This is a genomic window from Pseudomonas sp. P1_F7 (assembly GCF_056405655.1).
Genome location: NZ_JBFUBR010000024.1, coordinates 76,870 through 90,012 on the forward strand (window position 1 = coordinate 76,870; position 13,143 = coordinate 90,012).

Consider the following 13,143-nt stretch of genomic DNA (forward strand, 5'->3'; position numbering starts at 1 on the left):
GTACGGTTATTTTCATTGCGCGCGTTGCTGATGAGGAATTTCAACGTTGTTGGTAGATAACGTCGCTACCCGTAACGACTGACTGCTCCTGGCCGTTTACTACCTGTTGCGACAGGCTGCAGACGCCCCATAGCGGTCTTTGGCGGACCTCCAGAGTTAATTTCTGACTGTCCGCTTTTTGGCTGCTGATCACGATTGGCTGTTCTCGAAGCCAAATGATCCGTAACGGCGGCGCGTAAATATTACGGAACTAAATCTGAGCTGCTCAGCTGCGCAAGAGGATGCTGGCTTATTGTGATCTACACTCCCTGAGCGTGTGAGTAGACGCTTCGCCACAAGATTTACTCAGTCGCTAAGTAAAGAGATAGACCTGAATTTCAGTGGGTCGCGGTCTGGGTGGGGGCATGCCAGTCGATCAGCAAAAAACCTTGTCTGGCAATCGTGTATCAGGCGAGTTCGACAACGCCTGGATTGAAGCCCTGATCGCCCACATGACCTGGCACTACTGAAAAAAGTCGGGAGGGTTTCAAGCATTCAAATTATTTCACCGTGGCCATGAACGCTCACGGTGCCAGCTTGCTCAAAACTAACGAGGTGGAAATGAACAGGAAGTCTAACCGGGGCTGGACAATGGCTGCCGCACTCGTCGTAGTGGGTTCAACGCTTTTTGCGGGGTGTGCGAGCAAGAACGATCCGATCACGCAGGCAGACAAGACGGATGTGACCAAGGGCGTACCCGCGCCGAGTCTCGAGCAGACCAAGGCGATCGCCGAGGAAGGCTTTATTTACGGCTTACCGCTGGTCATGAACTACGCCGTGATGAACGAATATGCTGTGGACAAGGGCGGCCCGCAATACAAGGCGCCGTTCAACCAGATCAAGAACGAGCCTCGCGTCTTCACCTACCAAGACACGGCCATCATCACTCCGAACAGCGACACCCCGTACTCGTTTGTCTGGCTGGACCTGCGCGCGGAGCCGATGGTGATCTCGGTGCCGGCAGTGGACAAGCGGCGTTACTACTCGGTGCAGATGATCGACGGCAACACTTACAACTACGGTTACATCGGCAGCCGTGCCACCGGCAGCGAGCCAGGCCAATACATGGTGGTCGGTCCCGATTGGAAAGGCGCGCCCCCTCCCGGTATCAAAAAAGTCTTCACCTCGACCACTCCCTTCGCCGTGAGCGCCATTCGGACTCAGCTCTACAATGCCAAGGACATGCCGAATGTCGAGAAGGTGCAAGCGGGCTACAAGGTCCAGCCGCTGTCCGCCTTCCTCCATCAACCCGCGCCGCCCACTGCGCCGAAGATTGATTTCGTGCCGGCTACGACGGAAGGCATCAAGGCCAACTTCTTCGAGTACTTGTCGGCCGCGATGGAGTATGTGCCGCCATCGGCTGACGACCAGGAGATCCGGGCCAAGCTGGCGAGCATTGGGGTGGGACCCGGTCGCAGCTTCGAATTCAAGGACCTCTCGCTCGAGCACAAGGCCGTGGTCCTGCTCGGGATGAAGGCCGGTGACGAGAAGGTCGACAAGTTCCTCGCGAGCGGGACGAAGATAATCAACGGCTGGAACGTCGGCGCGTACTTCGGCGACCAAACGTTCTACAAGGCCGACTGGCTGAAGCGTGCTGGTGCCGCGAAAGGCGGCCTCTACGGCAACGACGCCGTCGAGGCGATGTATCCCAACACGCGCACCGACGGCACCGGCCAGACGCTGGATACCAGCAAGCGCAACTACACGCTGACTTTCCCGGCCGGCAAACTGCCGCCAGTCAATGCCTTCTGGTCGGTGACCATGTACGACGGCAAGAGCCAGCTGCTGGTCAAGAATCCGCTCAACCGTTACCTGATCAATTCGCCGATGCTGTCGGCGATGAAGAAAAACACGGATGGTTCACTGACGCTGTACATCCAGAAAGACTCCCCCGGCAAGGCTAAGGAGGCAAACTGGTTGCCCGCGCCTGACGACACGGTCTTTCTGGTAATGCGCCTCTACTGGCCGAAGACCGCACCGCCTTCGATTCTTCCCGCTGGCGACGGCAGCTGGCAGCCACCGGCGCTGGTGGTCACGAAGTAAATCTTGCGGCCCATTGCTGACACTCGCCGTAGGTCGGTGTCGGCTTGTGCTACCTTTTTGCCAATAGCAGCCAATCATCAAGGGCTGCTATTGGCCGATTTCTGTCTGCGGGAGTAGGCAACAACCGACCCAATTCATTCGCTCAGGACTCTTGCGCTGAACCTTCTACGGCCCGCAAGAGCCTGGGGATATTTTCCAAGGCTTTCTTTCTAGCTTCAGTAAATCGGTTCAACACTGCCAGCTTTTCAGGATCCCCCTCCTGCAGGCTTCTCATCACTATCGGCAAAAGGTGCAGATGGCACTGCGCAAGCCAGTTGGACAACCCCGCGTGGTTCTTCCATTGCCGTTGATTGCCAAGATAAGCGGCCCACATTCTGACCCAGTCCACCGGTGAGCGTGGTAGCGGGACAATCCCGCATAGTTTATTCATCTGCATCTGATCGTCGAGGTGACTTTCCACGTATGCGATTACTGCGGCACTGAATAAGATCTGATAACTGCTTACTGTCATCAAGTTGATGCGATTGCCATCAAATGCTTTCACGATTCCATCAGGAATAATTGGGACAGCGCTTGCGCTGCAGTCGACGTAAAGGGCGTCGGGATCTCCAGCGATGCTGCCCCTTTCGAGGGATATACGGTTGGCTTCAATCGCGCAAACCCGCCCCAGGCGCACTACATTGCTTATGCGCCGTAGTGCACGCAATTCACCCTGTGAAATGGTCGCAGCGCGGAAGGCGGTGGGTTCGACGGCTTTATCGATGCGCACCAGTTCGCCGACGCTTTCGAGTCTGAGGAATAGGTCTGGGATCGAATCTGCAGCACCTATTGATTCGAACTGGTTCGCGAGGCTACCGATTGTCCGTACAACATTCTCTTGGCCGGGTTGAAGGTTGGCGCGATCCAGCAGCCAGGGATCGTTTGGAACGATCCATTGAATCCTGCCGGGTGCCACGCCATTCTGCAGCAGCCACAGACAGGCATCGATGCCGGTCTTTCCTCCTCCCACCACAACGTAACGCAAGTAAGGCTGTCTGATCTTTGGCAAGTCGTTCAGCGGTAGGCACCGTATACCGGGCTCTATCCGGTAATGCGGTGGATGGGTCGAAGGAACGGCTGTCTGTGCAATAGTCGCGTCCACTAGCTTCCTGCGCACCTGGACAAGGTTACTTTCGCCGGTGACCAAAGATGTAATGCAATGATTATTGCTGCGATCACCTTCGTAGTTGTGCATCGGAAAATATTGCACCCGACCTGACGGCAAGAATCGATGATGCATAAGCTGATCGAAGTAACTGACAATCTCGGCGCCTGAGGCCAATTCATATAAGCCACCGCCCCATTCGGATTCGTCTTTTTGGCCGGAGCCCAGCTCGCAGGAGTTAACTCCATAGAAGGCAGACGGCTGGTGCAAGCGGACGAACGAGTAGGCATCGTTCCAATGTCCACCAGGTTGAGCATGTCGATCCACCATCAACACACTCGCATCCGACTCATCGAGCAATGTATCGACGAAGGCCATAGCTGTTGCCCCCGCGCCGATAACCAGATAATCCGTCGCTATGGTGGTTGTGTTCATAGGTATGCCCTAATGACGGGTGAATACACGCCTCCATCGAATCAGGCTAGTTCTTTTCGCTTATCGTAAAAGAACAGTTGTTCCTTACCTAAATAGCCAACAGATTTAACGACTCTCTCAATCCCATGACACTCATCCTGCGACGCGCTTCTCGCTTGCGTTGGCGGGGAGCTGTAGGACTGGGGCAATTAACTGTACGCGTCCGGCAAAGTCATCTGGCTGACTCCGCTAGTCCAGGGATGGTGTCCACCTGATTTTCAGGAAGGACAGCGAACCCTTGGCCGATGAGAATAACGAGACATTCGTTGTTGGTTAATTGTGTTCGCGTGAACATTTTTACCTGCTTCTGCAGCAGAAATTGGTAAGGAGTCTAATATTGAAATTCCATAGATCGGTCCATCCCATATCTGCGTAATGATGCCAGGGACCGTTGGCATGCAGGCGCCTCCAACACCGGACCGGTGTTGGCTAAATGGATTGAAATTGGAGGGAGCCATGAGCAATCTCATCGCCACCGGCGAGCCACCCGAAGCTGTTCGCCTCATGGTCAAGATTTACGCCTACTTGCTGCTCGTGGGATTTGCGTTTGTTCCGGCCTATCTGATTGGCTACTTATACTTCTTTCAAGACCCCTCCCTTATATTCGAAAATCACCTGATCCATATAATTGCGATCACGACAGCCACCTTGGCAGGCTTGTTTGTTACTTACGTAACGTGGCGCTGCTATCAGTCATCGGGAGATCCGCTGCTGCGATGGATGACGCTTGGTTTTCTCGGTTTTGTACTGATCTACGCGTTGCATGGTGTGTTCACTGGGCAAGCACACCACAATATCTGGCTCTTCCTGCTTTATGGACCGGCCTCTCGACTGGTTATGTCGATTCTGCTGTTAGTCGGAATGCTGTCGTACCACCGCCCACCAGATGTCGCGGACCAACGAATGAAAGCCCGCCCGTGGTTGACCTGGATAGGACTGTTCCTGCTGGTTGACGTGGCAGTGGCGTACGTCGCGAATTCGCCGATCGCCAGCGATCTCTCGGTGCGCCTCTCGATGGAAGGTGGTGCCCTCGTTCTTTCCACATTGACCGTGATAATGCTCCTGCTGCGCCGTATCCGTTCGCCGCTGATGATGATTTTTGTCATCTCGGTCACCGCGTTCGCGCTGTCATCTTTCGCCTTCATCCTTGCACGTCCGTGGAACCATATGTGGTGGCTCGCTCATGCGATCTTCGCCGGTGGATTCTTCATGTTGAGCTATGGGGTAGTGCAAGCGTTCCTCACCACGCGGTCGTTCTCGAAGATTTACAGCCAAGAGGAGTTAATGGTGCGACTTGCCGAAGCAATGGCGTACACCGAGAGCGCCCTGCAGGAACTCCAGCGCACCAATCAAGAACTCGGGCACCTTGCGGCGACCGATCCACTGACAGGTGCTGATAATCGGCGTCGCTTCATGGAGCGGGTCGAAATCGAAATTGGCCGGACCAAGCGCGGTGGTGCGCCGTTCTCCGTGTTGGCACTCGATCTGGATAATTTCAAGTCCATCAACGATCGCTTCGGGCATCAGGTTGGCGATGACATCCTGAAGAGTTTCGTGGAGAAATGCCTCGATTCGATCCGGCCATATGACGGCGTAGCCCGAGTGGGCGGGGAAGAATTCATGATACTGCTGCCTCAAACTTCACTTGAAGGCGCGCACGTAATTGCTGAACGCCTGCGAAGCACCGTTGCAAATAGTTCTTTTCATGGCCTGCCGCGGTCAACTGTGGTCACAGTTAGCATCGGCGTATCGCAATCTGGCCGCGACGGCGACACTATCGAGGCAATTCTGCGTACAGCCGATCAACGCCTATATCACGCTAAACACGAAGGCCGTAACCGTGTGGTCACTACCATCAAAACCAGCCTCCAACCTCTGCCTTGACCATGATGTCGATGTCGCTGAAAGCGTCGGCACCTATACCCAGCTTTGCGTCACAGCATCGGGCGTTATTCGATCTCCACATTCTGAGCGCACCATTCACAACATACGATCGCTTTTGGCTGTGGATTCAACCGGTCGACGCAACAGATTGGCTAAATTTTCGGCCAGAACGCAGGATCAATCTCTTACTCAAAGAGCTTCCCTGCAAGTAAGCGTCGGCTGAAGAATGGCCAATTGCTCACGAATTGCCTGTTCATCGGCAGGAACGAGACAGTACGCGAGCCCGATTCGACTGATCAGCGCGATGATGTTCTCCAGCGAGGCGACGGATGCGTTATGGCCCTCGACATAGCGGCGATAGGGCTCTTCCAGCAAATCACGCCACATCGGTGCAATGTTTTCGAGGATGTAGGTGAACACCTCCAGGGTTGAGTTCTTCGTCAGGTAGCTATGGTGGAAGCCGCCGTTATGACGGTCCAGGTAGCGTACGGAGAAACACACGCACTCTATGAGATAGGCCTCGAAGTCACCCTCGAACTCATTCAGCGAGCGTTGCATTTCCTCAAAAAAGGCAGCGTTCTCTGCGCTGACGACAGCCTGAATCAGCTCTTTCTTGGAACCGAAATACCGGTACAGGGTACGGCGCGAGATGTTGGCACCGCGGGCCACGTCATCGATCGAAAAACCCTCGGCGCCCTCGGCAATCATCGCATCGAGGGCGGCGCGCAGGATCAGCGATCGGCCATCGCTGGCGTTTTCCATTCTGCTGGCATCACCCCAGCGTAATTGTCGACTCATTTGCACCTTCACGCGCTCGGGGGGCGGGCAATCGTGCCCGGCCCTTGGGAAAAGCCATTGAGCCCGATTTTCACATGGCATGGCACAAAAATCCATTTCGTGCCAATCTTTGGCACAGATACAAAATAGTGTGACATAGAGCCAGCTATTTAACGGGAAGCGTAGCCATGACGAGAAGTCAGCAGGACTCAAACCGGGACGATGAGTTTGATGTGGTGATTGTCGGTTCGGGCGCCGGCGCCTTGACCGCAGCGCTGCGAGCGCACGACAACGGCTTGTCGGTACTCGCGATTGAAAAGAGTGATGTCTATGGCGGCACCACGGCGGTATCCGGGGGCGGGATCTGGATTCCGTGTAACGACCAGATTGCCGCACTGGGGGGCAGCGATTCATACGACGAAGCGATCAGCTATCTGCGCGACGTGGTTGGAGAGGATTTTGATCAGCAGCGCATCGACGCCTATCTCGACAATGGCCCGAAAATGGTTGAGTACCTGGCACGCCAGGCGCGCACGAACTTCCGCGCAGTGCCGCGCTACCCCGACTACTACCCGGACCGCAAGGGTGGCAAGCCCGGCTACCGCACCATGGAGCCGGCCCCATTCGACGCGGCACGCCTGGGTGAACACTTCGAGCTGTTGCGGGCGGCTTCGCCGGCGACCCTGATTGGCGGGCGTATCGCCATGACCCAGGTCGAGGCCCACACCATCCTTGCCAAGGAGCGCGGCTGGCTGCTGCTGACCGCTGGGCTGGCGTTGCGCTACCTGAGTGATTTTCGCTGGCGTCGACGCAGCCGGCGAGATCGCCGCCTGACGCTTGGCAATGCCTTGGTAGCGAGCCTGCGCGCCGCCTTGGCCGAGCGAGGTATTCCCTTGTGGTTGCAAACCTCGATGCAGTCATTGCAACTGGATGAGGGCCGGGTAGTCGGCATCGATGTGCTGCGCGAGGGGCGCACTCAACGCCTGCGGGTGCGGCACGGTGTGGTGCTTGCCTGTGGCGGTTTTGAATCGAACCAGGCGATGCGCGAACTGTATCTGCCCCAGCCCACACAGGCCCAATGGACGGCGGCGCCGCCGATAAACCATGGCGACGGCATTCGCGCCGGGGTGGAGGTCGGCGGTGCGGTGGCGCTGATGGAACACACCTGGGGCGCTCCGACGGTGAGGGTGCCAGGGGAGTCGAGCCAGCGTGCCCTGTTCGTCGAGCGTGCGGCACCCCGTTGCGTGATGGTCAATCGACTGGGGCAGCGCTTTGTCAATGAAGCCGCGCCCTATACGGACATCATCTATGCGATGTATGCCGACCATCAGCGCACCCAGGCCAACGCACCGGCCTGGCTGATATTCGATGCCGAATACCGCAAGCGCTATCCCTGCGGCGTATTGCTGCCGGGCAGCGTGCAGCCAGACAGCAAGATCCCCGCCGGCTGGCTCGACAACGTGATCTACCGCGCCGGCACACCGGCGGAGTTGGCGACGAAGATCGGCGTGGACGCGGCGGGGCTCGAAACCACCCTCTTGCAGATGAACCGATACGCCGCCGCTGGCGTTGATCCGCAGTTCGGCAAGGGCGGCAACCTGTTCGACCGCTACTACGGCGATACCACCTGCAAACCCAACCCCTGCCTTGGCCCGATCGATCGCGCACCGTTCTATGCCTTGCGCATCGATCCCGGCGAACTGGGCACCAAAGGCGGGCTGCGCACCGACGCCTGCGCGCGCGTGCTACGCCCGGACGGCTCGGCCATTGTCGGCTGCTATGCGGTGGGCAACACCTCGGCGGCACTGATGGGCAAGACCTATCCCGGCCCCGGCTCGACCATTGGCCCGGCGATGACCTTTGCCTTCATCGCTGCGGATCACATCGCCGCCGAATCGGCGTCATCGACCAACAGGACTGAACAATGACCCATATGATGAAACAGGTAAGACTCCACGGCCCTCGAGACCTGCGGGTGGACGAAGTCCCTTTGCCGTCCCTGGGGGAGGCAGATGTGCTGATCGAAGTCGCCGCGCGCGGTGTTTGCGGGAGTGACCTGGGCTTCTATGAGAGCGGGGGCATTCGCCGCGATGGGGCACCGATGCCATTGGGGCATGAGTTCTCCGGGGTGATCCGCGTGGTGGGCACGGCAGTCGGCCAAAGTCATCATCAAACCCTGAACCGTCGCACGGCCGGTAACGCCGGCCGTGCCTGGGTTTGGCAACCTGCTTGTCAGAGGCGCTGCTCGGGGTTCGCCGTTGCCGCCGCATAGATCTCGGCAATAGACGGGTTGCGCCGCAGCGTCTGACCGCCGCTGACATGAATGACCTGACCGGTCACGAAGCTGGACTCGTTGCTGGCCAGCCAGAGTGCCGCATCGGCCACTTCGGCGGATACGCCGCTGCGCCCCAGCGGGATTTCACGGTGATAAAGGGCAGCGATAGACGGGTGCAGCAGCCCGCCACCCGACATCGGCGCATCGGCAACGCCACCGGGGGCAATGGAGTTGGCCCGGATACCCTGCTGGCCGAATTCGTGGGCGATGCAGCGGATGACGTGGTCGATGCCGGCCTTGGTGCCCATGTACGCGGCGTGGTCGTCGAACATGATGCTGGCCGTGACCGACGAGATCTGGATAATCGATCCCCCCGCCGGCATGTTGCGCAGCAGCGCCTGAAAGTACTGGAACGGACCGGTGAATTGCACCGCGTTCATTTTTTCCAGGTCTTCGCGGCTGTGTTCCAGGAACGGTTTCAAGAGCCCCCAGCCCGTGGCATTGACGCCGATGTCCAGGCCGTTAAGGCACTGTTTGCTCTGCGCCACCAGATCGTCGACCTCGGCCTGCGAGGTGATATCGCACGCCAGCCAGGGCACCCCGAGCGAATGCGCAACCGCCGCCACCGCATCGGCGCGACGCCCTGAAACCAGCACTCGCGCGCCCTGTTCGACATAGCGTCGGGCCACGGCTTCGCCGATGTTGCCGGGTGCCACGCCCAGCACCAATGCCGCTTTACCTTCAAGTCGTTTCGACATGCTGCCCCTCACGCCCCCACATCGATAATGTGCACCGCATCCGTGCCATCCCAGTGCCTGGCGGCCGCAATGCCCTGCTGGATCAATTCGCGCATGCCAATGCCATGGATTACTTCGTAGAGCACTCCGGGCTCCGATTGGTTTTCCAAATAGGCCACGCGTGTCGCCGGGTTGCTGGCTTCAAAAACCATCTGCAAGCCGGTCGCGGTCAGGCGCGCAAGCGTCTGGTCGAAGTCATCGACCACCCAGGCGACATGGTGCATACCCCGAATGGGCTGGCCTTCAGCATCTCGATAGGGCGACTTCGCATCGTTGGTCACCTGGATCAACTCGATCTGGATATCCCCTTGGTAGGCAAGTCCGACATCAATCGTGACCGTGACCGGCTCACCTCGATACTTGCCTTCGAGGCTGACGTTGCGAAAGAGCGTCCAGGGTCCGACACCGAGATGCTGTCGCCAGCGTTCCATGCTCTGTTCCAGGCTCTCGACCAGATAACCGATCTGACTGATCGGACCAAGCAATGCACTGCTCATGACGCCTCCTTGGGAGTTTTGTCATTGGGGGAGGGTGCCAGCGAACCCATCACTTTTAGGAGGGTTCTGTTAGTTGACTGGCGCTATGGCACAAAAAAGAAGATATGCGCCAAGCATAATGGCACAAAATAATCAATGTGCGACATTTTGAGTGAGTGCTTTTGGCTGATTATTTCCTGTGGCGAAAGCTGTAATTCACTTGGTCCTACGCATTCATAGCCATTAAAAAAAACGGCCCTTTGGCACCGATAACATCGTTTCTCGCAGTCGCTGCTTTTCACTATATTGGCCGCCAGATCCGGTGAGTGACTCAACATTCGCCACCCTCAGTGCGAGTAGTCTTTATGAATAAAAAACCAGGCAGCGCAGGGTTTGTTAATGCGGGTTCGGGGACCCGGGCAGTGTGGGGCGGGGAGCAAGTCAGGCATCCCTACAATGCTACTCAAACCCCCATCGTGGTCAGTGCCGCCTATGGTTATGACGATATCGACGTCTGGTACGACGTAGCGTTGGGCAAGGCGCCAGGCTTTATTTACAGCCGCATGAGCAACCCGACGGTCGAGACCCTCGAGGCAAAAATTCGCGAATTGGAGCTGGCCGAATCTGCCGTGGCGTTCAGCAGCGGGATGGCGGCGATCAGCAGCGTGCTTTACACCTTCCTGGCCCATGGCGATCGGGTGGTGTCGACCAAGGACAGCTATGGCGGCACCAACAAGATTTTCGAAGAGTTCCTGCCGCGCACCGGTGTGAACGTGACGTTGTGCGAGACGTTCGATCACGAAGAAATCGAACGTGAAATCGCCAAGGGTTGCCAATTGGTGTATCTGGAAACACCGACCAACCCGACGCTGAAAATACTCGATATCGAGCGTCTGGTGGCTGCCGCCAAGCGTGTCGGCGCCATTGTGGTGGCGGATAACACCTTCGCCACGCCGTTGAATCAGAACCCCCTGGCGCTGGGTGTGGACGTGGTCATTCACAGTGCGACCAAGTTTCTCAGCGGCCACGGCGACGTGCTTGGCGGCCTGGTGTGCGGTAGCGAATTGCTGATGGCCAAGGTGCGTCATTACCGGGAAATCAACGGTGCGACGCTCGACCCGTTCTCCGCCTACCTGATCATTCGCGGCATGAAAACGTTGGTGCTGCGCATGCGTCAGCAGCAACGCAGTGCCCGTGCACTGGCAGAGTACCTCTGCGTCGAACCGTTGGTGGAGTCGGTCAATTATCCCGGTTTGCCCGGCCATCCGAATCATGCGGTAGCGTGCGCGCAAATGTCCGGCTTCGGTGCAATCGTCAGTTTTGTCGTGGTGGGCGGTATGGACACGGTCAAGGTGCTGTTGCCACGACTGCGATTCGCCCACTGCGCGGGCAATCTCGGCGCGGTGGAAACCATCTACGGTCCGGCCCGGACCACCAGCCATGTCGAGAACACGCTGGAGGAACGACTGGCCCTGGGTATTTCAGAAGGGCTGGTGCGGATCTCTGTCGGCATCGAAGACACTGATGATCTGCTCGACGACCTGAAACAGGCGTTCGCATTTGTCAGGGGGGCGGGCAACGAACCCGCACAATCAAACACGCAGCTTTCAATCAATGAAAGTTGCGCCGAAGTTGCAGGCTGAAGCGTTAGCGTTAGCGTTAAACCTCACTGCAAGGATGTGAGTGGGGCGTTCATGAAGTGGAATAATAATAAAACTTAGTGGCGACCTGTTTTTACTCTGCCCAGTCAGTCATTGCAGACGTTAATTCGTGCCCTAATAACTTTCATGAGAACAACCATGTCCATAAAAGAAGAACAACTTCATTCGCGTTCCGGTTTTAAACAGGAAATGCAAACACGGCATATTGTCATGTTGGCATTAGGCGGCGTCATTGGTACCGGGCTGTTTCTCACGTCCGGGTACACGGTTAACCAGGCCGGGCCCTTGGGCGCGGTGATTGCTTACATCATCGGCGCGCTCATGGTTTACATGGTGATGATGTGCCTGGGCGAACTGGCGGTGCAGATGCCGGAAACCGGTTCATTCAGTACCTACGCCACCCGTTTTCTCGGGCCTGGTACCGGCTATACCGTGGCTTGGTTGTATTGGCTGACCTGGACGGTGGCCATCGGTTCTGAATTCACCGCCGCCGGTATCTTGATGGTGCGCTGGTTCCCGGATACACCGGTATGGATCTGGAGTGCGCTATTTGCGGGTCTGGTGTTTCTGACCAATGTGATTTCGGTGCGCCTGTTCGCTGAGACCGAGTTCTGGTTGTCACTGGTTAAAGTGGTGACCGTCATCGTGTTTCTGATGATCGGCGGTGGCGCGATTCTCGGTCTGCTGCACATCGATCAGGGCCACAGTATCGGGTTGAGCAACTTCACTCGCGAAGGACTTTTTCCTACCGGAGTCATGCCGATAGCCATGACGTTATTGGCGGTGTCTTTTGCCTTCTCCGGCACTGAGTTGATCGGTATTGCCGCTGGGGAAACCAAGGATCCGCAGCGCAACGTGCCGCGCGCCATTCGCACGACCGTGCTGCGCCTGGCGATCTTCTTCGTAGGTACCATTTTCGTCCTGGCGACGCTGTTACCCCGTGAGCAGGCCGGCCTGGTAGAGAGTCCATTCGTCACGGTGTTCACCTACATCGGGATTCCATATTCGGCAGATATCATGAACTTCGTGATCATCAGTGCCTTGCTGTCGGCCGCCAACTCCGGTTTGTATGCCGCGTCACGGATGCTCTGGACGCTGAGTGACCAGGGTCATCTGCCCAAGCGGTTCTCGGCCCTGACTCGCATGGGTACGCCGCTCAACGCCATTATCGTCAGCATGGCGGGTGGGGCTGCCTCGTTGCTCAGCAGCGTGTTTGCCGCCGACACCATCTATCTGGCGCTGGTGTCGATCTCCGGATTGGCGGTCGTGGTGGTCTGGATGAGCATCGCTGCGAGCCAGATTGCTTTCCGCCGTCACTATGTGGCCAACGGCGGTGACATCCGCGACTTGAAATTCCGTGTCCGGGGTTATCCATGGGTGCCGTTGGGAGCACTGGTCTGCTGCAGTCTGGCGTGTGTCGGGATTGCGTTCGATCCGGAGCAGCGTGTGGCGTTGTACTTCGGTTTGCCCTTCATCGCCTGGTGCTACTTCGTGTATTACATTACCCGCAAAAGCCGCGAGCGACGCTTGGCGGTTGCCCCCTTGGCACAACCGTCCGACGCGTTCTAGTCAG

The 13,143-nt window shown here is 57.5% G+C and carries 10 protein-coding genes; 6 read left to right on the forward strand and 4 right to left on the reverse strand.

All coding sequences use genetic code 11. The features are described from left to right. Positions 1–630: 630 nt before the first annotated feature. Positions 631–2,082 carry a DUF1254 domain-containing protein gene (locus tag AC1D1M_RS28160; RefSeq protein ID WP_477778205.1) on the forward strand — a complete coding sequence of 484 codons (1,452 nt, stop codon included), beginning with the start codon at positions 631–633 and terminating at the stop codon, positions 2,080–2,082. 142 nt (positions 2,083–2,224) lie between these two features. Here AC1D1M_RS28160 and AC1D1M_RS28165 read toward each other — a convergent pair whose 3' ends face one another. Continuing rightward, positions 2,225–3,661: an NAD(P)-binding protein gene (locus AC1D1M_RS28165; protein WP_477778206.1), complete on the reverse strand. Its 1,437-nt coding sequence runs from the start codon at positions 3,659–3,661 to the stop codon at positions 2,225–2,227. A gap of 495 nt (positions 3,662–4,156) precedes the next feature. Here AC1D1M_RS28165 and AC1D1M_RS28170 point away from each other — a divergent pair, with 495 nt between their 5' ends. After that, complete coding sequence (locus AC1D1M_RS28170; protein ID WP_477778207.1) at positions 4,157–5,584, forward strand: GGDEF domain-containing protein; 1,428 nt, start codon at positions 4,157–4,159, stop codon at positions 5,582–5,584. Positions 5,585–5,773: 189 nt separating this feature from the next. Here AC1D1M_RS28170 and AC1D1M_RS28175 read toward each other — a convergent pair whose 3' ends face one another. After that, positions 5,774–6,382: a TetR/AcrR family transcriptional regulator gene (locus AC1D1M_RS28175; protein ID WP_477778208.1), complete on the reverse strand. Its 609-nt coding sequence runs from the start codon at positions 6,380–6,382 to the stop codon at positions 5,774–5,776. A gap of 167 nt (positions 6,383–6,549) precedes the next feature. Here AC1D1M_RS28175 and AC1D1M_RS28180 point away from each other — a divergent pair, with 167 nt between their 5' ends. Beyond that, positions 6,550–8,289: an FAD-binding protein gene (locus AC1D1M_RS28180; protein ID WP_477778209.1), complete on the forward strand. Its 1,740-nt coding sequence runs from the start codon at positions 6,550–6,552 to the stop codon at positions 8,287–8,289. Continuing rightward, the gene (locus AC1D1M_RS28185) at positions 8,286–8,633 is read left to right on the forward strand and encodes an alcohol dehydrogenase catalytic domain-containing protein (protein WP_477778210.1); all 348 of its coding nucleotides are present in this window, start codon (positions 8,286–8,288) and stop codon (positions 8,631–8,633) included. Before AC1D1M_RS28180 ends, AC1D1M_RS28185 begins: the two co-directional genes overlap by 4 nt. Here AC1D1M_RS28185 and AC1D1M_RS28190 read toward each other — a convergent pair. Both AC1D1M_RS28190 and AC1D1M_RS28195 read right to left on the reverse strand, forming a co-directional pair. Beyond that, positions 8,594–9,394 (reverse strand): SDR family oxidoreductase, encoded by an 801-nt coding sequence (locus AC1D1M_RS28190; protein ID WP_477778211.1) that lies wholly within the window; start codon positions 9,392–9,394, stop codon positions 8,594–8,596. The genes AC1D1M_RS28185 and AC1D1M_RS28190 overlap by 40 nt on opposite strands. An 8-nt stretch (positions 9,395–9,402) precedes the next feature. After that, on the reverse strand, positions 9,403–9,930 hold the full coding sequence (locus tag AC1D1M_RS28195) for a VOC family protein (RefSeq protein ID WP_477778212.1): 528 nt from the start codon (positions 9,928–9,930) through the stop codon (positions 9,403–9,405). A 344-nt stretch (positions 9,931–10,274) separates the two neighbouring features. On the opposite strand from AC1D1M_RS28195, the gene AC1D1M_RS28200 reads away from it, so the two are divergent. Further along, entirely contained in the window at positions 10,275–11,552 is a 1,278-nt protein-coding gene (locus tag AC1D1M_RS28200) for a cystathionine gamma-synthase family protein (RefSeq protein ID WP_477778213.1), read from the forward strand. Positions 11,553–11,708: 156 nt separating this feature from the next. After that, positions 11,709–13,139, forward strand: coding sequence for an amino acid permease (locus AC1D1M_RS28205; RefSeq protein ID WP_477778214.1), 1,431 nt, complete (start codon positions 11,709–11,711; stop codon positions 13,137–13,139). The last annotated feature ends 4 nt before the right edge of the window (positions 13,140–13,143 follow it).